General features: G+C 61.9%; 21 protein-coding genes. 7 read left to right on the top strand and 14 right to left on the bottom strand.

The annotated features are described in order from the left end of the window. Window positions 1–28: 28 nt before the first annotated feature. Window positions 29–610 (bottom strand): transglutaminase-like cysteine peptidase, encoded by a 582-nt coding sequence (locus DL86_RS05690; protein ID WP_245276260.1) that lies wholly within the window; start codon window positions 608–610, stop codon window positions 29–31. A 430-nt stretch (window positions 611–1,040) separates the two neighbouring features. Between DL86_RS05690 and DL86_RS05685 the strand changes: the two genes are divergently transcribed. Both DL86_RS05685 and DL86_RS05680 read left to right on the top strand, forming a co-directional pair. After that, on the top strand, window positions 1,041–1,928 hold the full coding sequence (locus tag DL86_RS05685) for an EcsC family protein (RefSeq protein WP_245276258.1): 888 nt from the start codon (window positions 1,041–1,043) through the stop codon (window positions 1,926–1,928). Between the two features lie 172 nt (window positions 1,929–2,100). Then, window positions 2,101–2,640, top strand: coding sequence for a hypothetical protein (locus DL86_RS05680; protein WP_156964495.1), 540 nt, complete (start codon window positions 2,101–2,103; stop codon window positions 2,638–2,640). Between the two features lie 173 nt (window positions 2,641–2,813). Here DL86_RS05680 and DL86_RS05675 read toward each other — a convergent pair whose 3' ends face one another. The 3 genes from DL86_RS05675 to DL86_RS05665 all read right to left on the bottom strand — a co-directional run bounded on the left by DL86_RS05675 (window position 2,814) and on the right by DL86_RS05665 (window position 5,415). Then, window positions 2,814–3,563 carry a P-loop NTPase family protein gene (locus DL86_RS05675; RefSeq protein WP_051952788.1) on the bottom strand — a complete coding sequence of 250 codons (750 nt, stop codon included), beginning with the start codon at window positions 3,561–3,563 and terminating at the stop codon, window positions 2,814–2,816. A gap of 2 nt (window positions 3,564–3,565) precedes the next feature. Further along, window positions 3,566–4,714, bottom strand: coding sequence for an AI-2E family transporter (locus DL86_RS05670; protein WP_036259504.1), 1,149 nt, complete (start codon window positions 4,712–4,714; stop codon window positions 3,566–3,568). A gap of 152 nt (window positions 4,715–4,866) precedes the next feature. Next, window positions 4,867–5,415: a CDP-alcohol phosphatidyltransferase family protein gene (locus DL86_RS05665; protein ID WP_036259236.1), complete on the bottom strand. Its 549-nt coding sequence runs from the start codon at window positions 5,413–5,415 to the stop codon at window positions 4,867–4,869. Between the two features lie 256 nt (window positions 5,416–5,671). Between DL86_RS05665 and DL86_RS05660 the strand changes: the two genes are divergently transcribed. Beyond that, complete coding sequence (locus DL86_RS05660) at window positions 5,672–7,096, top strand: YncE family protein (RefSeq protein ID WP_084572732.1); 1,425 nt, start codon at window positions 5,672–5,674, stop codon at window positions 7,094–7,096. 371 nt (window positions 7,097–7,467) lie between these two features. On the opposite strand, the gene DL86_RS05655 is transcribed toward DL86_RS05660, so the two are convergent. Continuing rightward, window positions 7,468–9,843: a heavy metal translocating P-type ATPase gene (locus tag DL86_RS05655; RefSeq protein ID WP_036259234.1), complete on the bottom strand. Its 2,376-nt coding sequence runs from the start codon at window positions 9,841–9,843 to the stop codon at window positions 7,468–7,470. A gap of 179 nt (window positions 9,844–10,022) precedes the next feature. On the opposite strand from DL86_RS05655, the gene purM reads away from it, so the two are divergent. Further along, window positions 10,023–11,090 (top strand): phosphoribosylformylglycinamidine cyclo-ligase, encoded by a 1,068-nt coding sequence (purM, locus tag DL86_RS05650; RefSeq protein WP_036259231.1) that lies wholly within the window; start codon window positions 10,023–10,025, stop codon window positions 11,088–11,090. After that, window positions 11,087–11,749, top strand: coding sequence for a phosphoribosylglycinamide formyltransferase (purN, locus tag DL86_RS05645; RefSeq protein WP_036259230.1), 663 nt, complete (start codon window positions 11,087–11,089; stop codon window positions 11,747–11,749). Before purM ends, purN begins: the two co-directional genes overlap by 4 nt. A gap of 3 nt (window positions 11,750–11,752) precedes the next feature. Here purN and DL86_RS05640 read toward each other — a convergent pair whose 3' ends face one another. The 3 genes from DL86_RS05640 to ndk form a co-directional block, all read right to left on the bottom strand. After that, window positions 11,753–13,864 carry a molybdopterin-containing oxidoreductase family protein gene (locus DL86_RS05640; protein WP_036259501.1) on the bottom strand — a complete coding sequence of 704 codons (2,112 nt, stop codon included), beginning with the start codon at window positions 13,862–13,864 and terminating at the stop codon, window positions 11,753–11,755. A 76-nt stretch (window positions 13,865–13,940) separates the two neighbouring features. After that, the gene (locus DL86_RS05635; protein WP_156964494.1) at window positions 13,941–15,083 is read right to left on the bottom strand and encodes a hypothetical protein; all 1,143 of its coding nucleotides are present in this window, start codon (window positions 15,081–15,083) and stop codon (window positions 13,941–13,943) included. Between the two features lie 105 nt (window positions 15,084–15,188). Continuing rightward, window positions 15,189–15,611, bottom strand: a complete 423-nt coding sequence (gene ndk / locus DL86_RS05630; RefSeq protein WP_036259225.1) for a nucleoside-diphosphate kinase — start codon at window positions 15,609–15,611, stop codon at window positions 15,189–15,191. 147 nt (window positions 15,612–15,758) lie between these two features. Between ndk and DL86_RS05625 the strand changes: the two genes are divergently transcribed. Further along, the gene (locus DL86_RS05625; RefSeq protein ID WP_051952784.1) at window positions 15,759–16,703 is read left to right on the top strand and encodes a LysR substrate-binding domain-containing protein; all 945 of its coding nucleotides are present in this window, start codon (window positions 15,759–15,761) and stop codon (window positions 16,701–16,703) included. 21 nt (window positions 16,704–16,724) lie between these two features. Here the strand turns inward: DL86_RS05625 and ahpD are convergent, their stop codons facing one another. The 5 genes from ahpD to DL86_RS05600 all read right to left on the bottom strand — a co-directional run bounded on the left by ahpD (window position 16,725) and on the right by DL86_RS05600 (window position 20,554). Next, the gene (gene ahpD, locus DL86_RS05620) at window positions 16,725–17,264 is read right to left on the bottom strand and encodes an alkylhydroperoxidase, AhpD family (RefSeq protein WP_036259222.1); all 540 of its coding nucleotides are present in this window, start codon (window positions 17,262–17,264) and stop codon (window positions 16,725–16,727) included. Between the two features lie 7 nt (window positions 17,265–17,271). Beyond that, window positions 17,272–17,826 carry a peroxiredoxin gene (locus tag DL86_RS05615; RefSeq protein WP_036259220.1) on the bottom strand — a complete coding sequence of 185 codons (555 nt, stop codon included), beginning with the start codon at window positions 17,824–17,826 and terminating at the stop codon, window positions 17,272–17,274. Between the two features lie 172 nt (window positions 17,827–17,998). Beyond that, entirely contained in the window at window positions 17,999–18,589 is a 591-nt protein-coding gene (locus DL86_RS05610) for a DUF3501 family protein (RefSeq protein ID WP_036259218.1), read from the bottom strand. A gap of 90 nt (window positions 18,590–18,679) precedes the next feature. Beyond that, complete coding sequence (locus DL86_RS05605; RefSeq protein ID WP_036259216.1) at window positions 18,680–20,038, bottom strand: heterodisulfide reductase-related iron-sulfur binding cluster; 1,359 nt, start codon at window positions 20,036–20,038, stop codon at window positions 18,680–18,682. Between the two features lie 93 nt (window positions 20,039–20,131). Continuing rightward, entirely contained in the window at window positions 20,132–20,554 is a 423-nt protein-coding gene (locus DL86_RS05600) for a rubrerythrin family protein (protein ID WP_036259213.1), read from the bottom strand. A gap of 342 nt (window positions 20,555–20,896) precedes the next feature. Between DL86_RS05600 and DL86_RS05595 the strand changes: the two genes are divergently transcribed. Next, window positions 20,897–22,783 (top strand): ABC-F family ATP-binding cassette domain-containing protein, encoded by a 1,887-nt coding sequence (locus DL86_RS05595; RefSeq protein WP_036259210.1) that lies wholly within the window; start codon window positions 20,897–20,899, stop codon window positions 22,781–22,783. Window positions 22,784–22,913: 130 nt separating this feature from the next. Here DL86_RS05595 and rpsD read toward each other — a convergent pair whose 3' ends face one another. Then, complete coding sequence (gene rpsD / locus DL86_RS05590; protein WP_036259207.1) at window positions 22,914–23,531, bottom strand: 30S ribosomal protein S4; 618 nt, start codon at window positions 23,529–23,531, stop codon at window positions 22,914–22,916. Window positions 23,532–23,958: the final 427 nt, after the last annotated feature.

The raw sequence follows: 23,958 nt of genomic DNA, 5'->3' as shown, positions 1-23,958 counted from the left end.
GCCGCGGCCTCAATGACAAAGGCCGGCTTCAGCGGGACACATATTCTGGAGCCGGGGTCGGCTCGCCGATTTGCACCCAAAGATTCTGATCGCTCTGTGATTGCCGTTTGACGAAACGATAGCCAGTCTGGTCCCAGCGTTTCATTTCATTATTCAGATTGTCGAGCACGAACTCGCCGAGGTTCGTCTTTATGGTCAGCAGCGCGTGGCCCTCATTGCGCGCGTCCTTGACCACGGTCATCAGTAAAGCTTGACGCGGAAAACCTTCTTCGAGAAGGAGCCGCCGCTTTAAGATTGCGTAATCCTCGCAATCGCCTTTGCGGTCGGTCGGGTAGTCCCATTGGTCGACGACCCCCCAGTGATCGAGGTCCGCCACCGGCTCAATATGCCCATTGACCCATTGGTTGAGGCGTTCGAGTTCCTTAATCGCTCCAGCCGTCAGATTGATGTCCAGCGGCGCAAGCTTGCCGCCGTCACACTCGCCGTCATGGCGGCGGCAAAAATCGACCCATCCGAAGGGTGCTGTCGCCGGCTCGCCGACCAAAGCAAAGGCGGCGCGCGGCGGACCCGCCGCCTGCGCCGTCGGAAGCGCGTCGAGGCCGAACGCCATCAGACAACACGACGCCCGGCTTAGCGCCCGAATGGATCTCGTAGCCCACCCCATTATATCCTCGCCTCCGAGACGGCCCATGACGCGGATTTTTCGCAGGTCCGATTTGGCGCGCGCTGAATGACCTGGGTCGGTTTTTAGCCAAATGGCCTTTAGGCTCGACCCAAGCGGCATTTGCTTAACGCACGTCAAAGCCAAATCGATTGTATTTGGCGACTTTTTTTGATCGGACTTGAATGGCGGATGGAAAGTGGCCAATTGCATTAAATGCCGCGACAGCCGCGGCGCGATGCGCTAGCCGCATTTTTGCCGTTGCAAAAGGACCGGGCGTCCAAATAGGCTTTGCGATGTGTGGATAGGGCCACATGATAAAACGCGCGGATAAGCGCCGCCAGGCTATTGGGCAAGGCTATTTTGGCGAGGACAGCTTGTGAATTCCCTGATTAACGCCACCCCGTCCACATCGGGCGCGTGGGTCATTCGAAGCGAGACATCGGGGTTCTCGGCGGAGGACCAAGCGTCGCTGGAGCGCGCGATCGCGCAACTCGAACGCTCCAGTCTGGCGATGCGCCTCTCATCCCTTCTCGGCCGGCAGGTCGGCTTCATCGGATCGGTCTTTCCGGCGCAAATTTTAGACGTCGTGAACCAGGCGGCCGAAATCGCAATCAAGCGCGCGCTTGTCCTGGCCGTGAGGAGCCTTGAGGGAAGGCCCGTCCGGGACACCCGCCGTCTTCACAAGACCGTCGCGGTTCTCGCTGGCGCCGCCGGCGGCGCCTTCGGCTTTTCGGGCCTCCCGGTCGAATTGCCCTTCACGACCACGCTCATGCTGCGTTCAATCGCCGATATCGCGCGCAGCGAAGGCGAAGATCTGTCCCAGCCCACGGCCGCCTTCGCCTGCCTCGAGGTCTTCGCTCTAGGGGGGCGCTGCGATGCGAAGGAGAATCTGCTTCAATACGCCCATCTTGCGGGCGACCCCAGCGTGGAGACCGGCTATTTCGCGGTTCGCGGCATTTTGGCGAAATCGGTGACCGAGGCCGGCCGCTATCTCCTGGAGCGCGGCCTTGGCGACGAAGCCGCTCCCCTGCTGGTGCGCTTCGTGACGCAGATCGGCGCCCGATTTGGCGTCGTCGTTTCGCAAAAGCTCGCCGCCCAGAGCGTCCCGGTGATCGGCGCCGCCTGCGGCGCGGCGATTAATTACGCCTTCGTCGATCATTTCCAGACGCTCGCGCGCGGCCATTTCACAATTTTGCGGCTTGAACGCCTATATGGGGCGGCCGCGGTGCGAGCGGAATATGAACAGCTTTTGAAGCGAACCTGAAACTTTAGGGGAACTTTGCGCACCGCCCTCGCGTTCCGGTGGCGTTAGCTATTGGAATGTTCTTGACGCCATTTTTGCGACGGAGACAGTGCAGGTGGGATTTTCGCGAAAGTTATTATTGACGCTTTTCCGCCATGCGCGCATTCCAGCCATCGCCGCTGGCGCATTGGCCATGCCTTTGAATGCGGCCCATGCTGGATTTTTCGACTTCCTGTTTGGTCCGCCGCCTGTCGCTCAAAGCCCGGCTCCCGGCTACCCCGGCGCCATTGCGCCCCGTTTGCGCGGCGACCATTTCCGTCAACGCAAGAACAAGGCTGTCCTGCTTCACCACCCAAAAAATGTGACCATGCTGGAAAAGGCGGGCAAGCCCCGTAAGGGCCTGCCCCATGCTTCTCCCGCCGGCCTCATGGATGACGACAGTTTGAAGGACGGCGACGCGGTGATGACGCAACGCGGCATCCGCATTTTTACCGGCGATTCCGGGCGGCATCATAAGCCCGAGGATTTCGCCCGTCTGTCGGAGATCAAGGGCCTTTCCGGCCGCACCCGCACCGCCCTTGCCGCAATTGACGCAAATCGGTCCGACGCCGGCAAGCGCATCGAGCGCCAGCATGAAGTCGTCACCGGCCGATCGGCGGCGGAGCCTCACGTCGCCGCTGGCACGATGATCACGGACGCGAAGGGCCGTCAGATCCGCTATGTCGGACCCTAAGCATGTCCCGAAAAAGTTGATCGATTTTTAGACATCGGATATATTCGATGTCTAATCGGGACATGCTCCAACTCTTCGATTTCGAGCGAGTCCTTGTCGATCACATGATTCCATGTGATCGGGACGCGCTCTAAGCAAGATTGCTTTTGAAGACATGTTCTGAAGGCGCCAATTTAGCGATCTTCCTCCCCGACGAGGCGCGGGGCGTCTTCGGCGCTCGACAGATCCCGGAGCACATCCGCCACCATGGCCCGCGTGATCGGTCTTTGGCGCGACAGCGCCTCCCGGTCGAGCGCATCGACAAAGGAGCGGGCGGCGTTGAGCGAGCGGTCGAGCCGCAGCGCGGCATATTCGACGGCGCCGGGGTCGACGACCAGTTGCCTGTCGACGAAGTGCTTGACGAGAACCGCCCGCATCAAAGCGTCGTCCGGCGTCCCAATTTCGACGCAGGGCGCAAGACGCAGGCGCGACAGGAGATCGGGGATTTGCAAGCCCCAGGCATCCGGCGGCTTTCGCGCGGTCAGCGCCAGCGCCACTCCGCGTTCGCGCAGGAGATTGACGAGATGGAAGAGATGCGTTTCCGCCGCGCCGATCGCTTCCAAGTCCTCGACAAGCAATGGCCCGGCGGCGGCCAAAGCGTCTATGTCGGCGCGCGCCAACTCGGCGGCGTAAAGGGCGCGGGCCTTCGCCTTCGCCGCCCAGATCGCGCCAAGATGGCTCTTGCCGGCGCCCGCAGGCCCCAAAATCACCAGCGCCTTGTCCGGCCAATCGGGCCAGAGCTCTATCATCGCATAGGCTTTTTCATTCGAATCGGAAACGAAGAAATCCTCTCGACCGAAGCGGGGCGCCGGAGCGATCTCCAGTGTCAATTGCCGGCTCGGCGCCAGCGTTTTATGCGCGCCGCCGAGGACGAGACGAACCATTTTCAATGATCCTTTGGGGGCGGCGCCACAGTGGCTTCGAGAAAGAGTTTCGGCCTTGGCGGCGGCAATCCCGTGTAAATATTGCTTTCACGATAGCGCTTGACCGCAAAGCGCAAGATCACGCCGGCGGCGGCGGCGAGCGGAACCGCGGTAATCAGGCCGGTGAAGCCAAACAGGCTGCCGAACGCGAGCAGCGCGAAAATCAACCAGACCGGATGCAGCCCGACCGATTCGCCGACGAGCTTGGGCGACAGGATATTGCCTTCGAGAAATTGGCCAGTCCCAATGACCGCGAGCGCCATGAGAAGCAGCTTCCATTGCGGCCAATCCTGCACGATCGCCACGGCCGAGGCCAAGACAAGCGCGGTCAAGGAGCCGACATAGGGGATGAAACTCAAGATTCCGGCCGAAATGCCGATCAATAGGCCGAAATTAAGCCCGATCAGCGAAAGCCCGATACCGTACCACGAGCCCAGGAAGAGACAGACAAGGGATTGGCCGCGCAGAAAGCCCGCCATGGCGGCGTCGATCTCATGCGCGAGTTGGCGCACAGTATCGCGATGACGGAGCGGCACGAGGCCATCGATCGTCGCGATCATCTGGCGCCAGTCGAGCAGCATGTAAAAGGCGACAACCGGCGTCACGATAATCAGCGAAACGAGGCTGATCAGAGCCGCCCCGCTGGTCCAAAGCGATTTCACGAAGGAGGCCGCCCATTGCGCCGCCTGGGAAACGAGATCGCTCGTGGTGCTTCGAATATCGGCCGCCGCCTCGTTTCCAAGGCCGAGCTTTTCAAAGAGAACGCCGCCATATTGATGCGCGAGGCGCGCGCTCTGATCTGAAATCAATTGCGTCAATCTGGCCCCATATTCGGGCGCCGCGCTGATGAAACTCGCCAGTTGCTTCCCGAGAATGGGCGCGATCAGAACGAAACACGAGACAAGCACGATGGCGAAACCCGCCATAATGAGAAGGGTCGCCCCGAGCCTGCTGAGACCCAGCCGCTCGAGCCGGTCGGCGACAGGATTCAAGAGATAGCCGAGCGCCACCGCTGCGGCGAAAGGCAAGAGCACGCCGCTGAACAGCCAGAGCAGCAGGATGAAGAGAAATAACGCGCCGACCCAGAAGCCGATCTGCCATTCGATCCGCATCGCCATCGCCCCTCTCCGCCTGCGGCCGCGACGCTCCGGCGGACTTGTCCCAACGTGCGGCGCCGGACGTTGATTTGTCCGGGCGCCAGTCTCTTCCATAGCATAAGCGTTGATGACATAGCATCAGAGGCGTGCACAAACCGTTGCTTGCGTCATACGCTCATGTGCCGGATCCATTGGTTGAAATAGGCCGCAAGCGAGGCAAGGCTGAGGGCCGCGACGGCGTAGAGCGAAACATCGAACCAGATTCCAGCCGGAAAATCGAACGCCTTGACGGCGAGAATCATCGCCGCGCAGCCGAGCTGGACCAAAGTGTTCAGCTTCGAGATGAGCAGCGGCTTGACCGCCATCGGCTTGTCCAGGAACCAGGAAATCATGAAGGCCCCGACGATCATCACGTCGCGGGCGACGACGATGATCGCGATCGTCGCCGGCAAAACCCCGACGATCGCGAGCGCAACATAGATCGAGACGATCAGCGCCTTGTCCGCCAAGGGATCGAGATAGGCCCCGAGTTCGCTGCGCAGATTGAAGCTCTTGGCGATCCAGCCATCCAGCGCATCGGAGAGGCCGGCGACGATGAAAACCACGCAAGCGGCCTGCCAGCGTTGCGCGGCGATCATCGCCATAATAGCCGGAACCAGCACGAGGCGGCCGAGCGTGATTAGATTGGGCAGACTGCGGTAAAGGGGAAAACTCATGCCATCTCAGCGCTGAAAGGCGGCCCCTCGCTTTTTGTTGTTTAATCTAACATAGGCGCAGGCCAACCCCTAGCCAAGGATCGTGGTAGAATGGAACCGGTTGTTGCTCTCGTGGTTTAGCATGCGCTGTTTAAGATTAGCTCACCCGATTCAATTGAGCCTTATTGAATAATAATAGCTCACAGCGCTCATGTAGTCAATTGGCGCCAATACAAATCATCAAAAAACTTGATCCTTAAAATTAAGGAGATTGATCATGGATTGCTTAGGCCGCGAGCGGGACCACGCTACAAGAACATGTAATGCCGCCGTCCTTTGGACGATGTTGGCAATAGGGTCAGGCTCGATCGCGTGGCCAGCGCAGGCGGCGCCCTTCGCCTATGTCGCCAACGCGGCCTCTTTTGACGTCTCGGTCATCGATACCGCGACCAAGACGGTAGTGGCCACTATCCCGGTCGGGCGCTCTCCCTTCGCGGTCGCTGTAGCGCCAGGCGGGCAAAAAGTTTACGTCGAGAATACAGGCGACAACAGCGTTTCGGTGATCGACGCAACCAAGAACGCTGTGGCGGCGACGATTTTGGTTGGACATAGCCCCTCCGGTCTCGCGGTCACTCCAGATGGAAAAAATGTCTATGTCGCGATTTCCGGAGACAACGCAGTTGCAGTGATCGATGCAGCCAGCAACACGGTGGCGGCCACAATCCCGGTAGGAAACACCCCGGTTGAACTCGCGATCGCGCGTGACGGAAAGCAGGCCTATGTCGCCAATCTTATCTCCAACAGCGTTTCGGTGATCGATACGATGACCCGGAAGGTCACGGCCACGATCCCCACGAAGCGCTACCCCTATGGCGTCGCCGTCACGCCAGATGGCAAGGAGATCTATGTAACGCATCGGGGCGAGAATGTCGTCTCGGTCATCGATGCCGCAACGAAAAGCGTGTCCAATGCGATCCCGGTGGGTGGCCAATCCTTTGGCGTCGCCATTACTCCAAACGGGAAACGCGCCTATGTCACCGTGGACGACCCGGCCGGCGTTTCGGTCATTGATACCGCGAACAAACAGGTGGCGGCGAAAGTTCCGGCCCTGCGCTATCCTTCGGGAATCGCCATCACGCCAGACGGGAAGGAGGTCTACGTCTCGATCAGCTTCACATCCTCCAGCGTCTGGGTGATCGACGCCGCAACCAATACTGTGGCGGCTGAGGTAAGCGCGGGCAATATGCCGCATGGAGTGGGCATCATGCCAGCCCCTCCGGGCGCTTCCTTTCTCAGCTTTAACGCCAGACTTCAAATCGAGACGGGCCGCGATAAGGCATTCGCGCTCCAGTCAAGCTTCACTTTGAGCAGCGCCAAGAGCAATGGAATAAATCCCGGCGCCGAGCCGACCTTGCTCCAAGTCGGCGGCTTTGCCGCCACCATTCCGGCCGGCTCCTTCAAGAAGCGCGCGGACGGGCTTTTCACCTATGCCGGGATTGTCGACGGCGTTAAGCTGAAAGCTCTGATCAGGCCCACCGGCGCGCTGCGATACGCCTTCCTCGCAGCGGCGGAAGGCGTCACTCTGAATGCGCCACAAAACCCTGTCCCTCTGATGCTCAGCATTGGCGACGATAGCGGCGCCACCTCGGTGAAGGCCCATTTTGAACGAGAGCATCAGGCTTATGTCGGATTGGATTTTTGATTGCGGCGCGGCGGCGGTCAGGGCCGCCGCGTAGGGTTGGAGCATGTTCTTATGAGACATCGGATATATCCGATGTCTCAATATCGAAAAAGTCGATCAACTTTTTAAAGAACATGCTCTAGAGCATAATCCGAACAGATTGGTTCATCTGTTCGACGAGAATATGCTCAGACGCTCTAACACTGGAGCGATTTCTGATCGATCGAATGACTCCATTCGATCGGAAAGCGCTCTAGCTGCTCAGATACTTGATCAAGGCCGCGATTAAGAGGATCAGGACGACAAGGAGCAGCAACCCGATCAGGCCCATGCCCCACATCCCACCGTCCATCATTCCATAGCCGTTCATCATGGCTCGTCTGCCTATTTCTTCAATCAAGCCGCGTGACGCGCAGCCGCAGCGCGTTGGCGATCACGCTGACAGATGACAGCGCCATCGCCGCCGCCGCAATGATCGGCGAAAGCAAAACGCCGAAGACGGGATAGAGTGCGCCCGCCGCGATCGGCACGCCCGCCGCATTGTAGACGAAGGCGAAGAAGAGGTTCTGGCGGATGTTGCGCATCGTCGCCGCTGAGAGGCGCCTCGCCCGCATGACGCCCTGAAGATCGCCTTTGAGCAGAGTGACGCCGGCGCTCTCGATGGCGACATCCGTCCCGGTCCCCATCGCGACGCCAATGTCGGCCGCTGCGAGCGCCGGCGCATCATTGACCCCGTCGCCCGCCATGGCGACGACGCGGCCATCGCGGCGCAGGCGCTCGACCACCTTGCTCTTGTCCTCCGGCAGGATTTCCGCCTCGATCTCCGTGATGCCGAGCCGCTTCGCGACGGCCTCGGCGGTCGTGCGATTGTCGCCGGTCAGCATGACGACGCGAATGCCGTCGGCGAGCAGCGCGCGGACGGCCTCCGGCGTCGTCTGCTTGATCGGATCGGCGATCCCGATGAGCCCCGCTGCGCGGCCATCGATCGCCAAAAAGACCGCCGTGGCGCCATCGAGCCGAAGCGCCTCCGCCTGTTGCTCCAGGGCGTGCGCATCGATGCCGAGCTCTCCGAGGAAACGGCGATTGCCGATGGCGAGCCGCCGCCCTTCGACCTCGCCGGCAACGCCCTTGCCGACTGGCGAATCGAAGTCCTGCGCTTCAGACAGAGTCAGGGCTTTCTCCTGCGCGGCTGCGACGATGGCCGCCGCAAGCGGATGTTCGCTGCCGCGCTCCAGACTTGCGGCAAGACGCAGCACGTCGTCGCCTTCGAATCCCGATGCGGGGATGATCGCCGCAACGCGCGGCCTGCCTTCGGTGAGCGTGCCGGTCTTGTCGACGACAAGCGTGTCAATTTTCTCGAAGCGCTCCAGCGCCTCGGCGTTCTTGATCAAAACGCCGGATTGCGCGCCGCGCCCGACGCCGACCATGATCGACATCGGCGTCGCCAGCCCAAGCGCGCACGGACAAGCGATAATCAGCACCGAGACGGCGGCGATCAGACCAAAGCTCAATCGCGGCTCCGGTCCCCAGATCGACCACGCGACAAAGGCGAGCGCGGCTATGCCAATGACGAGCGGCACGAACCAGCCGGAGACCCGATCCGCAAGGCGCTGGATCGGAGCTCGGCTGCGCTGCGCATTCGCGACCATTTGCACGGTCTGCGCGAGCATCGTGTCGCGGCCGATCTTCTCGGCGCGCATCACGAAACTGCCGGTCTGATTCATCGTGCCGCCGATCAACTTCGAGCCGACAATCTTGGTCACCGGCATCGATTCTCCGGTGACCAAGGACTCGTCAACGGCGCTGCGGCCTTCAACGAGTTCGCCGTCGACCGGCGTCTTCTCGCCTGGACGCACGCGCAGCATGTCGCCAACCGCGACGGATTCGAGGGCAATGTCGCGCTCGCCGCCGTCCGACTCGATCCGGCGCGCCGTCTTCGGGGCGAGGTCCAGCAGCGCGCGGATGGCGCCTCCTGTCTGCTCGCGCGCGCGGAGCTCCAACACCTGACCGAGAAGCACGAGGACAGTGATGACCGCCGCCGCCTCGAAATAGATCGCGACGGAGCCGTCAGCATTGCGGAAGGCGGGCGGAAAGATCTGCGGCGCAACGGTCGCTGCAACGCTATAGAACCAGGCAACGCCCGTGCCCATGGCGATCAGCGTGAACATGTTGAGGTTGCGGGTCAGGAGCGATCGCCATGCGCGCGCGAAGAAGGGCCAGCCAGCCCAGAGCACAACCGGAGTCGCCAGCGCGAATTGAGCCCAGTTCGAGCTCTGCCGTGAAAGCCAGTGCAAGTTCAGGACGTGGCCGCCCATCTCCAGCGCCAGCACTGGGATCGAAAGAACAAGACCGATCCAGAATCGCCGCGTCATGTCGAGGAGCTCAGCGCTGGGACCTGTCTCGGCTGATGGCGTTTCGGGTTCAAGCGTCATGCCGCAGATCGGGCAATTGCCGGGACCGGGCTGGCGGATCTGCGGGTGCATGGGGCAGGTGTAGATCGTTCCGGCCGGCGCCGGCGGCGTCTTTGGCGCCGCGGCGGCGGCCCGCCTGACGTAGCGTTCTGGATCTACGGTGAATTTGTCGCGGCAATGGGCCGAGCAGAAGTAATAAGTCCTTTCCTCATATTCAGCGGCGCGCTTCGTCTTGGCGGGATCGATGCTCATTCCGCAGACAGGATCCTTGACCAGATCCGGCGCATGATCCGGGCTGTCGCGATGGCGCTCCGCGCCGTGGTCATGATGATGCGGATGGTCATGCTGGACAGGCATTGGATTGGCTCCTTCGTCCTTGTCGACGCTGATGCTACCCCTCCCATCATTGGAACGCCAATCCCGGACGCGCCCCGCCCCCCGCGCGTTTCGCTCCAAAGACTGCGCCGACTGGATTTGCCAACCTTGCTTTGCTCCCCACAAGGCGCTAGCCCTGGCGGGCTCTTGCCGGGACCCTCATGACGAAAAAACATGGCCTGACCTATGCCGATGCCGGCGTCGATATCGACGCCGGCAACGCCATGGTCGAAACGATCAAGCCGCTGGTGCGCGCCACCCGCCGGCGCGGCGCCGACGCGGAAATCGGCGGCTTTGGCGGATTGTTCGATCTCAAGGCGGCGGGCTTTTCCGATCCGATCCTCGTCGCCGCCAATGATGGGGTCGGCACGAAAGTCAAAATCGCGATCGAGACCGGCATTCACGACACGATCGGGATCGATCTCGTCGCCATGTGCGTCAACGATCTCATCGTTCAGGGCGCCGAGCCGCTGTTCTTCCTAGACTATTACGCCACCGGCAAACTCGATCCCGCCGCCGGGGCCGCCGTCGTCAAGGGCATCGCGCAAGGCTGCATCGAGGCCGGGGCGGCCTTGATCGGCGGCGAAACCGCTGAAATGCCGGGTCTTTATGGCGGCGCCGACTACGATCTCGCCGGCTTCGCCGTCGGCGCCGTCGAGCGCGGCAAGCTCTTGCCGAAAGCCGGGATCGCTTCGGGCGACCGCCTCATCGGACTGCGCTCCTCCGGCCTGCATTCGAACGGCTTTTCGCTGGTGCGCAAGATCGTCGCGAAAACCGGACTCGCCTGGACCGACGCGGCCCCCTATGACGCCGCCAAAACGCTTGGCCAAGCCTTGCTGACGCCGACCCGCATTTACGTCAGGCAAGTCCTGCGGCTGCTCGAGGCGACGCAGGGCGTCAAGGCCCTGGCCCATATCACCGGAGGCGGATTTCCTGACAATCTGCCGCGCGTCCTGCCGCATGGCCTGGGGGCGCGGCTCGATCTTTCCGCGATTCCCGCGCCGCCGGTTTTTTGCTGGCTCGCCGAGGCGGGCGAGGTCAGCGAAGCCGAGATGTTGCGCACGTTCAATTGCGGCGTCGGCATGGTTCTGGTCGTCAGCCCAGAGCGCGCCGAGGAGGTTGAAGCCAGCCTGAGCGGCGCGGGCGAAGACCCCCCGGTGCTCCTTGGGCAGGTCATCGAAACGGGCGACGCGGAGAGGGTCGCCTATTCCGGGCGCCTGCCGCTGTGACCTCCCAGCGCAAACGCACGGCGATCCTGATCTCCGGGCGCGGCTCCAATATGCGGGCTCTGATCGAAGCCGCGCGCGTCCCTGCCTTTCCCGCCGAAATCGCCCTTGTCCTGTCGAACCGGCCGGACGCGGCAGGATTGGCTTTCGCCAAGGAGAACGGCATCGCTTGCGCCGCTGTCGATCATAAGATTTACGCTGGGCGGGAGGAGTTCGAACGCTCGATGCAGGTCCTGCTCGATCTGCACCGCATTGAAATCATTTGCCTCGCCGGCTTCATGCGGATGCTGACGCCCTGGTTCATCGGCCAATGGCAAGGCGCGCTGATCAACATCCACCCAGCCCTCTTGCCGGCCTATCGAGGGCTCGACACGCATCGACGCGCCTTGGATGATGGCGTCAAAATCCACGGCTGCACGGCGCATTTCGTGGTCCCGGCCATGGATGAGGGCCCGATCATCGCTCAGGCGGCGGTTGCGGTGCTCGATTCCGACACGCCCGAAACGCTCGCGGCCCGCGTGCTGGCGCAAGAGCATGTCATCTACCCGGCCGCGCTGGAGCGCCTCGCCGCCGGGCGCCTCCAGGTCCAAGGCAATCGAGTGTTTTGCGAGGATGGCAGCGGCGCCCTGCCCGCGCCCCTGCGCGTTCCTGCGGCCTCGTAACCCTCAACCGCCTCCATCCGCGACGCCGTCGGCCTTCTTCACCCAAACCCGCGTGTCATGAAACGCCGCCCCGCCGTAGGGCGCGACGCTGTCGGCGCCGGTCAGCGTGTTGATCCCCTTGCCGTCTTCGAACGAGGCATTGGGCATGATCCCTTCCGCGATCAGCACGCCCTGCTGCAATCCATCGAAAAGCGCCACCCTGAGCCGCACCTCGCCCCGATCATTGCCGAGGACGACCTTATCACCGGCCTCGACGCCAAGGCGCGCGGCATCAAACGGATGGATCTTGACCGTTGGCCCGCCCTCCGCGGCGCGGGACGTCCGCGTCTGCGTGAAACTGGAGTTCAGGAAATTGCGCGCCGGGCTCGTCGCCAGGCGGAAGGGATAGGCGTCGTTGGCGCTCTCGATCGCGTCCCAATGATCGGGCAGGCTAGGCATCTCGCGCCACGGGCCTTGCAGGCCAATATTGCCAAAAGGCACATTCGCCCAATCCGGCTTGAAGCGGAATTTCTTGTCCGGCCAGGCGAAGCCGTCGAGATAATGCGCCGCGGCGAAATCGGGCTGAGCGTCGAGCCAGCGCTTGTCCTCAAGCTCTTTGAGCCCGCCCCAGCCGGATTCGCGCAAGGTCGCGTCGATCAATTCGCGCGGGCTCATCGCAAAGCCCGGATGCTCGGCCCCAAGCCTGCCCGCAAGCGCGCAAACGACCTCATGATTGCTGTGGCATTCCCCCGGAGGCTCGATCAGCTTGCCGCCGAATTCAAGATGCTGATGCCCTCCCCCCGCATAGAAATCATCATGTTCAAGAAACATCGTGGCGGGTAGGACGATGTCGGCCATGGCCGCCGTCTCGGTCAAGAATTGCTCATGCACGGCGACGAAGAGATCGGCGCGAGAAAACCCTTGCCGCACCTTGGTCTGGTCAGGGGCGACCGACATCGGATTGGTGTTTTGAATGAGCATGGCTCTCACCGGCCCGCCGCCGCGAAGGGCGTCCGAATCGCCGGTCAGGATCGCGCCGATTCGCGATTGATCGAGGATGCGGGTCGTGGAATCGCGGACGTCGAGGCCTTCGATCAGGTCCTGGCGCAGATGAAAGATCGCGCCATTATTGTGGAAGGCGCCGCCGCCCTCCTCTTTCCACGCCCCGGTCACTGCGGCGATGCAGGAGGCCGCGTGCATATTGACCGCGCCATTGCGCTGGCGCGAGAAGCCATAGCCAAGCCGGAAAAAGGTCTTCTTTGTCCGCCCTATAAGCTGGGCGAAGGCCTCGATCTCCTCGACGCTGAGGCCAGTGATCGCGGCGGCCCAGCGCGGCGTGCGGCTTGTAAGATGCGCCTCGAACTCATGCGGCGCATCGGTATATTTTTCCAGATAATCCCAATCGGCGAGACCATCGCGAAAGAGCACATGCATCACCGCGCAGGCGAGCGCGCCATCGGTTCCCGGCCTAAGGCAGAGCGCGAGATCGGCCTGCGCCGTTGTCGCGTTGCGATAAATATCGATGACGACGATCTTCGCGCCGCGCTCTTTTCGCGCCCGCGCCGCATGGGTCATCAGATTGACCTGCGTCGCCACCGCATTCGTGCCCCAGATCACGACGCAATCGGATTTGGCGATTTCGCGCGGATCTGGTCCGGCCATTTTTCCGGTCCCGGCGATAAAGCCCGGCCAGGCGATATTGACGCAGATCGAGCCATAGAAACGCGAATAGCGCTTGGCATGGGTGAGGCGGTTGATCCCATCGCGCATGACGCGGCCCATCGTGCCGCCGTAGTAATAGGGCCAGATGCTCTCCGCGCCGAACTCATGTTCGGCTTTCAGGAATTCTGCCGCGATTGCGTCGAGCGCTTCGTCCCAGGAGATCCGCGCGAAGGAGCCCGATCCCTTGGGGCCTGTGCGCTTCAGCGGATAGAGCAAGCGGTCCGGATGATGGATCCGCTCGGCATAGCGCGCGACTTTGGCGCAGACGACGCCGGCGGTATAGGTCTGATCCTTCGCGCCATGAATGCGCCCGATGGTTTTTCCGTCGATCACCTCGACATCGAGGGCGCAGACCGAGGGGCAATCATGCGGACAGGCGGAAGGGTGGCGGAGGATTTTTGGCGCGGCGTTCATGGCCGGCCATGATGGCGCGACGATCGCCTTTTCGCAACCGGAGGATGGGCGCGCTCGCGCCAACGCGATTCGCGCCCTACCCTTCAGTGAGCTCCAGGCTCAACGCCAGCAGCGTGTCGACGGCCGCGATATAGGACGCATGTTCGGGCTTCTCCGGATCGAAGGGCGCAAAGGGGCCGGTCTGCATCGCTGCGGAAATGGCCTCCGGGGAGGGCAGATCCATGCTCGCCTCCTTGGTCATGACCCGGCGGATCTCGCGCCTGGAGGAAGTTGGATGGCTGCGCCGCTCCGCGAGAAAGACATTCTCGAGGATCGCGATGCGGTTCGATTTGATCCCTTCCGAAATTTGCGCGAGATGGGATAGCGAAATGAACAAGGGGGCATAGGCGACCGGCAGCGCCTTGGTGGAGACCAGGGAGATTTCCCGGGTCCGGCCCAGGCTTCCCTGAACCTCTAGGCCAAGATCGATTTTGACGGGGATGTCGCGTCCAACAAGGCGCTCCGCGACCCGTTTGATGAGCTTGGCCAGTTCGTCCAAGCCCAGCTTCGCCTGGCCGCCGCCTTCCGCCGACACGCTCCAATGAGCGTTGGCCGCCGCCGTGTACACATTGCCCAGGATGAGCCCCTCGGCGCCGCGGGGATTGGCCTTTGGATCCAGGATTGGCGCCAATGGCGCGCATTCCGGCCTGTTTTTCGTCGCTTGAAAGCTTTTCAAGACTTCCGCTTCGCCCGTGCTGCGAACGGAAACATTGTCGAAACTGAGCGTTCCGGTCCGTTCGAAGCGCAGCTTGACGCCGCCCTCGCCAAGACTTGCCTCCTCGATCGCGGCCTTCAGCGTTGCATTCAGCTCCGCCTGGGTCGCCTCGTTCATGGAGGGCAGGTTGGCGCTGCCCGCAACTTCCGCCAATTTCGGAAAACAGGTCGGCTGCCGCGTCCTGAACCCGCCAAGCGTCGACCGATAGACGTCGCCGGGCATTTCTCCAGCGGGAGCCAAGACCGGCAGCAGGCCGAGCGGTTGGAAGAAAGCGAAAAGCTTGGCGGCAGGGTCGTCCAGACTCTTGCGGAGGGCTTCAGGCTTGCCGCCGCGCAAGAAACTAATATTGCGCTGCAGCCACTCGCCCAGGCCGGCATGAGCCGGACGCGGCGACGCGAGAACGCCCAACAGCGCGAAGGCCACTAGCGTTGCAAAAACGCCGATGCGCCTCGACAAAGCCAGCATCCGCGGCCCTCCACGTCTCTGTCTCACGGCGGTCCGTCGCGAAACCTCAGTCTGATGCAGTCAAGATTAGGGGGCAAGGCCGCTTGCGCGACCTTGCGGCAATATTTACCCAACGATCTCGTTGCCGGAGAACCATTGCGCGATTTCGACCGCGGCGGTCTCGGGCGCATCCGAGCCATGCGCCGAATTTTCTCCAAGCGAAAGCGCGAATTCCTTGCGGATCGTGCCTGGATCGGCCTTGGACGGATCGGTCGCGCCGAGCACGTCGCGGTATTTCTTGATCGCGTCCTCGCCCTCGAGCACTTGCACGACCACCGGACCGCCGATCATCGATTCGACGAGTTCGCCGAAGAAGGGCCGCGCCTTGTGAACCGCGTAAAAAGTTTCCGCCTGGGCGCGGGTGAATTGAACGCGCTTTTGCGCGACGATGCGCAGGCCGGCCTTTTCGATCAGGGCGTTGATCGCCCCGGTCAGATTGCGCCGGGTCGCGTCGGGCTTGAGGATGGAGAAAGTGCGTTCGATGGCCATTTTGTCCCTGCGTCGGAAGAAGCGGAAAAGCACCGCCGCTTATAGAGGCGCGCTCCGACATTGCAAGGCGCCGCGGCGCTTGCGCCTGTCCATGCTCCATAGAGAAGGCCGATTGTTTCGAGAATTATGATTTGATACTACGATCGCATGAATTTGCGCGACCTCCGTTACATTATCGCCGTCGCCGATCTTGGCCATTTCGGCCGCGCCGCCGCCACCTGCCATGTCAGCCAGCCGACCTTGAGCGGCCAGATCCTGAAATTAGAGGAAGAGCTCGGGGTTTGCATTTTCGAGCGGGTCGGCAAATCGATCGCGACGACGGCCGCCGGGGAGCAGATACTCGCTCAAGCGCGGCGCGCCATCGCCGCCGCCGATGACCTTCTCGCCTGCGCCAAAGCCTGCCGCGATCCGATGGTCGGCCCCTTGCGTCTCGGCGTCATTCCAACGCTTGGCCCCTATCTGATGCCTTTCATTCTGCCGCGCGCGCGCCACGCCATGCCGGCGACGCCCCTGCTCCTCGTCGAGGATTTGACGGAGCGGCTGATCGAGCCTGTGGCCTCTGGCCGACTCGACGCCGCCATCATCGCCTCGGATCCGGAAAATGCCGCGCTCGAGGCCCTGCCCTTGTTCGATGAGCCCTTTTTTCTGGTTCTGCCGGATGACGATCCGCTCGCGCGCCGCGCCAGCGTCGAGGCGGAGGACATCGATCCGCATCGCCTTTTGCTGCTCGCGGACGGGCATTGCCTGCGCGATCAGGCGCTGGACCTCTGCCAGCATCCCAATCTGGGCGACGACGCCATGGCCGACATGCGGGCGACAAGCCTGCAAACCTTGCTGCATATGGCCGCGGCGGGCTACGGCATGACTCTGGCGCCGGGCCTCGCTCTTCTTGACGCGCGCGGCCTTCCCGGCAATCTGACCGCGCGACGGATCGAGGGGCCGCATGCCTCGCGCGGCGTTCGCCTCATTTGCCGGGCGACCAATCCGCGCCGGCCCGCAATCGCGGCGCTCGCCGAATTGATCCGAAACGCCATCCCGACGGCGTTTTCAAGCGAGGCCGTCCTCGGTTCGCTTGAAAATGCGTTTAGATAGGACGTTGGGCGACCCCATGGATCATGCGTGTTCGACCGAGAGGCTGGCGGCCTCAATGGCGACGGCGACGGATTGAACGATCGAGGCGCATCGCACCGCGAACTGGATCGCTTCCTGACTCACGCCCGCCGCCGCCAGGACCTTTTCATGCGCGTCGATGCAAGCGCCGCAGCCATTGATCGCCGAGACCGCGAGGCACCAGATCTCGAAATCCGCCTTGGCGACGCCAGGAGCGCCGATCACCGACATCCGCAGCTTCGCCGGCATCGTCCGATAGGCCTTGTTCGAGGCCAGATGAACAAATCGATAATAGACATTGTTCATCGCCATGATCGCGGCGGCCGAACGCGCCGCATCCCGCGCCGCCGGCGAGAGACGCGAGGCCGCCTCCCGATCGAAAGCCTGCGCCACATCCGCGTTGCGGGTGGCGATGGCGCAGGCGAGCAGGAGCCCGTATTTGGCCTCCTCGCCCAGCGCATCGTCATTGACGATTGCGGAAAGGTTCAGACGGACATCGCGGGCGAAGTCGGGAATCCTGTCTTTCAGGCTTTCAATCGACATTTGCGCCTCACGCGACCAGGAGAATATCGCCGCCGACCTCGCGGTTGCAGGGGCAAAGCTCGTCCGTCTGCAAGGCGTCGAGCACGCGCAGCGTGTCTTTGGGCGCGCGGCCGACGTTGAGGTTATTGGCGTAGATATGCTGGATCGCGTTGTCGGGATCGACGATGAACGTATAGCGATAGGCGACGCCATCGGGCGAGCGGACGCCGAGACCATCGGTTAAGGATCCATTCGTATCGGCGAATTGCCAGATCGGCAGCTTGGCGAGGTCCTTATGCGAGCGCCGCCAGGCGAGCTTGACGAATTCATTGTCGGTCGAACCGCCGAGCACGACCGCGCCGCGATCCGCGAATTCCGCGTTGAGCCGCGCGAATTCGGCGATCTCGGTCGGGCAGACGAAGGTGAAATCCTTCGGATAGAAGAAAATAATCTTCCACTTGCCGGGAAAGCTCGCTTCGGTGAGCGTCTCGAAGGCGCTGACGCCGTTTTCTTCGTGCGTCTCGAAACCCGGCTTGACGCCGATGACGGAAAAGCTCGGAACCTTGGATCCAATTCTGACCATCTGCCAATTCCTTCTTAAGGCCCGGTCGATGCCGCTGCATCGACCGTGAAGGGAGCTATAATGGCGGAATTAACATCGGTCCAATCGATGGTTTAGATCATTACCATCGTTAATTTCGATTATATGGCGCATGGGCCCGCAGCGCCCGCGCCCCGCGCAAAGCCGCTCGCGTTCAATCGAAATCGCCGGCCAGTTCAGCGCGCACGGCGTCCGGCAACACAGCCATATGACCGTAGGACGGATGCGAAAACCCAAGCGAAATTTGCGCGCCGGGGCTGCGGAACGCGGCGATCTGCGCCGGCGTAAAGGCGAAATGCACGAATTGGACCGAGGAGGCCTTTCCATCGGCGCGCGTGCGCTCCAGATCTTCCTCCGCCAAGCCGGGAATGCGCTCCGCGCCGATCGCGATGAAGGCGGCATTCTCGATGCCGCCCACGGCGCCGAGTATGCGTTTGCGCCGCTCAGGATCCTCGATCTCGATCATGAAAGTGGCGACGAGTTCCTGGCCTTTGGGGATCAGCGGATTATAGGCGGCGATTTCGTCTCGAATCTGCGCGTCTCCGCCTTTTTCGATGAAGACCATCTCATGGACCTGCATCCACATCGTGTCGTAATTCTCGAAATAGAAGGTGATGTAAGGCCCCACCTCGACGCGCCGATTCTGTTTGCGCTCGGAGATCTTGCGGCGGCTTTCCGCGCGTATCTTTCCATATTCCGCGAGCGGCAGGATGTCGGCCGCCGTCAGATTGTGTTTTTGCGCCATGTTTCAGCTCCGAGGTCGATGACCGGACGCGGCGCCGGCAAGACTCTTCCGGCGCGATGGTTCAAGCAAGATAGCTTTAATTCACATCGATCACGCGCCAGACTCCTGGTCGAGGCCATAGGCCTTCGCCACGAGCTGGATCGGATGGTTGTAGAGCTGCGGCTTGCCTTCGCCGCCGCCGAGCCGTTCGACGCCTTGCGCGATATGAAGGCCAGCCAGCGGACATTCCGAGGTCACGATGGCTTTGCCGCCCTCAACGACCTGTCGGGCCACCGGCGCGCCGACCTTCAGGGCGGTTTCGAAATTCTCGGATCTGTACCCCCAAGACCCGCCATGGCCGGAGCAGCGCTCGATCACCTGCAAATTGGCCTCCGGCAAAAGCTTCAACAGCTCCCGCGCCTTCTGGCCCATGTTCTGCGCCCGCGAATGACAGGAGATATGCAGGGCTATGCCGCCCGGGGCGACCGGCGCCAGTCCCGGCGCGAGGCCTTCCTTGCGGGCGATGCCGACGACATATTCGCTGAGATCATAGGTCGCCTTCGACAACATCTTGACGTCGGCGTCATCGGGCAGGATCAGCGGCCATTCGGTCTTCAGCATCAAGGCGCAAGAGGGCACCAGCGCCACGATGTCATAGCCTTTTCTGATCCAGGGACGCAGCTCAGAGGCGACAATCTTGGCGGCCTTCGCGACTTCCGCGATATTTCCTTGCTCCAACATCGGCATTCCGCAGCAATGCGGATGCAGCACTTGCGTCTCGACCCCGTTCTTGGCGAGCACCGCACGGGCGGCGAGGCCGATGTCGGGCTCGTTGTAATTGGCAAAGCAGGTCGCGTAGATGACCGCCTTCCGGCCCGCGGCCGGAGCATGGGCGTTGACGAGCGGCGGTTTTTCCTTGGCGCGCTCCTCGAAGCTCTTCGATGCATATTTCGGCAGCCAGGCCTCCTTGTCGAGGTCGGCGATTTTCTGAAGCAGGCCGCGCATCATCTTGTTCGCGCTATTGGTCACGAAATTGGCGAGCGGCGCGACGTAAGAGGCGAGTTTGCCATTGCGGTCGGTTTGAGCCAGCTCGCGTTCGGGGCGCGCGATCTCGCCCTTCTTCGCTTCGACGGCGCGATAGCGCAGCATCAGATGCGGAAAATCGAGATTGAATTCATGCGGCGGGACATAGGGGCATTTCGTCATGTAGCACATGTCGCAGAGCGTGCAGGCATCCACGATAGGCTTGAAATCCTTGCTGTCGACCGTGTCCAATTCGCCACTTTTCGAAGCGTCGACGAGGTCGAAAAGGCGCGGGAAGGAATCGCATAGATTGAAGCACCGGCGGCAGCCATGGCAAATGTCAAACACCCGCCGCAATTCGGCGTCGAGTTTGGCCTCGTCATAAAAATCGGGATTTTGCCAATCCAATGGATGCCGGGAGGGAGCTGCCAGACCGCCTTCGCTCATGTCGCCTTCTTCTAAGCTGGATGAAACGCTGGGAAAGAACGGCCCGGCTCGCGGATGAGCCGGGCCGTCGGATGACTTTAAGTGTTCGGCCGATTACTTCGGCAGCTCGTCGAGAGCCTTCTGGAAACGGCCGGCGTGCGAACGCTCGGCCTTGGCGAGCGTCTCGAACCAATCGGCGATCTCGCCAAAACCTTCCTCGCGGGCGGTGCGCGCCATGCTCGGATACATGTCGGTATATTCATGCGTTTCGCCGGCGACGGCGGCGGTGAGGTTCAGCGAGGTTTCGCCGATCGGCAGGCCGGTGGCGGGATCGCCGACCGCCTCGAGGAACTCGAGATGGCCATGGGCATGGCCGGTTTCGCCTTCAGCCGTCGAACGGAACACCGCGGCGACGTCGTTATAGCCTTCCACATCCGCCTTTTGTGCGAAATAAAGATACCGTCGGTTCGCTTGCGATTCACCGGCGAAGGCGTCCTTCAGATTGCCTTCGGTCTTGCTGCCACCAAGCGCTGCCATATCCACACTCCCTTCAAACCAAACAGGACAAAAGCCAGTGCTCCCGCGTAATGCGAGGGGCGATGGCTTAGAATCATTCTAACCATAGTCCCGCATTCGAGCAAGAGGCGCTTTGGACCTTTACCACTTTCGAGCCCTTGCTCCGCTCCGTGGGTTGATCCCGTTGGCCATTGCGCCGAGCGGCATAGGGTCGCACGGCGGAGGAGGAGGAATAAAATCCGGCGATAAATCCAGCCGGCGGCCGAAAAATTGGCGGGTTCGTCCCTGCGTCGCGGAGAATGATGCGTAGCTTCTCGCGATCCTTTCTCTTGCAATGCAGCACAAGGCGGGCGACAAGCCCGCATGCTCCATATCAACGACATTACTCTAAGGCTAGGGCCTCGGATTCTTTTCGACAAGGCGACCGCCGCCCTGCCCGACCACGCGCGGGTCGGATTCGTCGGCCGCAATGGCGCCGGGAAGACGACCTTGTTCAAGATGATCTCCGGGGAGCTGGCGCCTGAGACCGGCTCGATTTCCTACCCCAAACAGATGCGCCTTGGCCGCGTCGAGCAGGAGGCGCCGGGCGGCCCCGGAACCCTGATCGATTTCGTCCTCGCCGCCGATCTCGAGCGCCACAGCCTCATGGAGGAGGCCGAGACCGCCACCGACCCGGCCCGCATCTCCGATATCCATTTGCGCCTTGTCGACATCGACGCCCATGCGGCGCCCTCGCGCGCCGCCGGAATTCTTGCCGGACTTGGTTTCGATGAAGCGGCGCAAAACCGATCCCTATCGGAATTCTCCGGCGGCTGGCGCATGCGCGTAGCGCTCGCAGCGGTGCTGTTCTCGAACCCGGATCTTCTGCTGCTCGACGAGCCGACCAATTATCTCGATCTCGAAGGCACGCTTTGGCTGATCGACTATCTGCAGCGCTATCCGGCGACGATCCTCGTCATCAGCCATGATCGCGATTTGCTCGACGCCGTCTCCGACCACATCCTGCATCTCGATCAGGCCAAGCTCACCCTCTGGCGCGGCAATTATTCGAGCTTCGAGCGGCAGCGGCGCGAACAACAGGCGATTTTGCTCAAGCACAAGAAGAAGCAGGACGATCAGCGCAAGCATTTACAATCTTTCGTCGATCGCTTCCGCGCCAAGGCGACCAAGGCGGCGCAGGCGCAATCGCGCCTCAAGATGCTCGCCAAGATGGAGCCCATCTCGGCCATCGTCGACGGGCATATCCTGCCGTTTCATCTTCCTTCGCCGCAAAAGCCGTTAAGCCCGCCGATCGTCGCGATGGACGACGCCAGCGTCGGCTATGGCGAAACGCCGGTCTTGAAGCGGCTCTCGCTCAATATTTCGGACGACGACCGGATCGGCCTGCTCGGCTCGAACGGCAACGGCAAATCGACTTTCGCCAAGCTGGTCGCCGGACGGCTTTCGGCGCAGGCGGGAACGGTCAGGCGCTCATCGAAGCTCGAAGTTGGATTTTTCGCCCAGCATCAGGTCGACGATCTCGACGAAAAGGCGACGCCCTATCAATGCGTCGCCGAACTCATGCGCGAGGGAACGGAAGCGAAAATCAGGGGCAAATGCGCCCAGTTCGGCTTTCCTAACGTCAAAGCCGACACCAAGGTCGCGCAACTCTCCGGCGGCGAGAAAGCGCGGCTTCTGATGGGACTTGCGAGCTTCAATGGCCCGCATCTGATGATCCTCGACGAACCGACCAACCATCTCGACATCGACAGCAGGGCGGCCTTGATCGAGGCGATCAACGATTACGAGGGCGCCATCATCCTCGTCTCGCATGACCGGCATCTCTTGGACGCCTGCGCCGACCGGCTGTGGCTCGTCGAGGAGGGCACGGTAGAGGCCTTCGACGGCGACATGGACGATTACAAGAAATACGTCCTCGACCGCGCCGGCGGCGGCAATGGCAAATCGTCGAAGAAAAACCGCAACGAGGCCGAGCGTTCGGCGCCCCAGCGCAAAGAGGGCGCACAGAACCGCAAGGATGGCGCGCCAACCAAAAAGCAGATTTGGGCGATCGAGGAAAAGATGCGGAAATTCCAGGATCTGATCCAGCGGATCGACATGGCGCTGGCGACGCCCAAAGCCTTTGCCAAGGACCCCGCGAAGGCTGCGCAGCTTGCCGCCCAGCGCGGCGATCTCGAAACGGCGCTGATGGCGGCCGAAGAGGAATGGCTGGCGCTGACCAGCGATGCCGAAACGGCGCAAGCTGGATGATCTGAGCTAAAGCACGGTCCTGAGAAGGCGCGGACTTCTCGGATCGGATCATGCGTTGAAATAGGCCGACCCCACTTGCGGCGGGTCCTTTGGGCCAAACCAGACGCCGGTTCGGCCCAAAGCGATTTGCTTAACGCGAGTAGAACTCGATCACGAGATTGGGCTCCATGATGACCGGATAGGGCACTTCCGCCGGCAAAGGAACCCGCATGACCTTTGCGCTCATCTTGGTGTGATCGACCTCGTAATAATCCGGCACGTCGCGTTCGGCGAGTTGCTTGGCCTCGAGGACGAGGATAATCTGGCGCGAGGTTTCCTTGATCTCGATCACGTCGCCGACCTTGACCAGATAGGACGCGATATTGACCCGCCGTCCATTGACCTTGATATGGCCATGGTTGACGAACTGGCGCGCGGCAAAAACCGTCGGGACGAATTTCGCCCGATAGACCACGGTGTCGAGCCGGCTCTCCAGGAGGCCGATCAGGTTATTGCCGGAATCGCCCTTCATGCGGATCGCCTCGGCGTAATATTTGCGGAATTGCTTTTCCGAAATATTGCCGTAATAGCCCTTCAGCTTCTGCTTGGCCTTGAGCTGGGTGCCGAATGGGGTCGGCTTGCCCTTGCGGCGCTGGCCGTGCTGGCCCGGCCCATATTCGCGCCGATTGACCGGGCTTTTCGGACGGCCCCAGATGTTCTCGCCCATCCGGCGGTCGATTTTATACTTTGCTTCCGCGCGCTTCGTCATCGCGTGTCCTCTTCGATCATTGCGCTGGCAATGAGGACGCGCGCGCAAACGCCCGGCGCTCCGAAAAGCGCGGCGCTCAAACTCGCGTCCTCCCGCCAACTAGGGGGGAGGAACGCGCCCTCCTCTGCCCGGCCTCGAACGAGGTCAGGCCGACAGGCTCGTCGCTTCAAAAGAACGGGTCTTGATTGAAGGAAGCGCCACGGGTGCGTCTTTGGCGGGACAAAGGCCCGCCGCATGGACTTGGGACGCCCGAAGACGCGCCAAGAACGGTTGTGGTTAGAGGAGTTTGGCGCGCGGGTCAAGGAACGGCAGTGTTTCAGCGCGAATTTCTGCTTTCGACCGAGGTCGTGTAAAAACGCGGTGTGTTCGCCGGCGATTATGACGGGCCGGACTTTCCGGTAATTGAAGGCAGACGGATTGAACCGAG

Origin of the sequence: Methylocapsa aurea, from assembly GCF_000746085.1 — a bacterium.
Classification (GTDB): domain Bacteria; phylum Pseudomonadota; class Alphaproteobacteria; order Rhizobiales; family Beijerinckiaceae; genus Methylocapsa; species Methylocapsa aurea.
This window is presented reverse-complemented; position numbering and strand designations above follow the sequence as displayed.

Coding starts and splice junctions, on each gene's coding strand:
- DL86_RS05600 (WP_036259213.1), bottom strand. CDS start 20,554: ATGGCAGCGCTTGGTGGCAGCAAGACCGAAGGCAATCTGAAGGACGCC.
- DL86_RS05605 (WP_036259216.1), bottom strand. CDS start 20,038: ATGAGCGAAGGCGGTCTGGCAGCTCCCTCCCGGCATCCATTGGATTGG.
- DL86_RS05625 (WP_051952784.1), top strand. CDS start 15,759: ATGAATTTGCGCGACCTCCGTTACATTATCGCCGTCGCCGATCTTGGC.
- DL86_RS05660 (WP_084572732.1), top strand. CDS start 5,672: ATGGATTGCTTAGGCCGCGAGCGGGACCACGCTACAAGAACATGTAAT.
- DL86_RS05595 (WP_036259210.1), top strand. CDS start 20,897: ATGCTCCATATCAACGACATTACTCTAAGGCTAGGGCCTCGGATTCTT.
- DL86_RS05635 (WP_156964494.1), bottom strand. CDS start 15,083: ATGCTGGCTTTGTCGAGGCGCATCGGCGTTTTTGCAACGCTAGTGGCC.
- DL86_RS05610 (WP_036259218.1), bottom strand. CDS start 18,589: ATGGCGCAAAAACACAATCTGACGGCGGCCGACATCCTGCCGCTCGCG.
- DL86_RS05675 (WP_051952788.1), bottom strand. CDS start 3,563: ATGGTTCGTCTCGTCCTCGGCGGCGCGCATAAAACGCTGGCGCCGAGC.
- DL86_RS05615 (WP_036259220.1), bottom strand. CDS start 17,826: ATGGTCAGAATTGGATCCAAGGTTCCGAGCTTTTCCGTCATCGGCGTC.
- DL86_RS05680 (WP_156964495.1), top strand. CDS start 2,101: ATGCCTTTGAATGCGGCCCATGCTGGATTTTTCGACTTCCTGTTTGGT.
- DL86_RS05655 (WP_036259234.1), bottom strand. CDS start 9,843: ATGCCTGTCCAGCATGACCATCCGCATCATCATGACCACGGCGCGGAG.
- DL86_RS05665 (WP_036259236.1), bottom strand. CDS start 5,415: ATGAGTTTTCCCCTTTACCGCAGTCTGCCCAATCTAATCACGCTCGGC.
- DL86_RS05690 (WP_245276260.1), bottom strand. CDS start 610: ATGGCGTTCGGCCTCGACGCGCTTCCGACGGCGCAGGCGGCGGGTCCG.
- rpsD (WP_036259207.1), bottom strand. CDS start 23,531: ATGACGAAGCGCGCGGAAGCAAAGTATAAAATCGACCGCCGGATGGGC.
- DL86_RS05640 (WP_036259501.1), bottom strand. CDS start 13,864: ATGAACGCCGCGCCAAAAATCCTCCGCCACCCTTCCGCCTGTCCGCAT.
- ndk (WP_036259225.1), bottom strand. CDS start 15,611: ATGGCCATCGAACGCACTTTCTCCATCCTCAAGCCCGACGCGACCCGG.
- ahpD (WP_036259222.1), bottom strand. CDS start 17,264: ATGTCGATTGAAAGCCTGAAAGACAGGATTCCCGACTTCGCCCGCGAT.
- purM (WP_036259231.1), top strand. CDS start 10,023: ATGACGAAAAAACATGGCCTGACCTATGCCGATGCCGGCGTCGATATC.
- DL86_RS05670 (WP_036259504.1), bottom strand. CDS start 4,714: ATGCGGATCGAATGGCAGATCGGCTTCTGGGTCGGCGCGTTATTTCTC.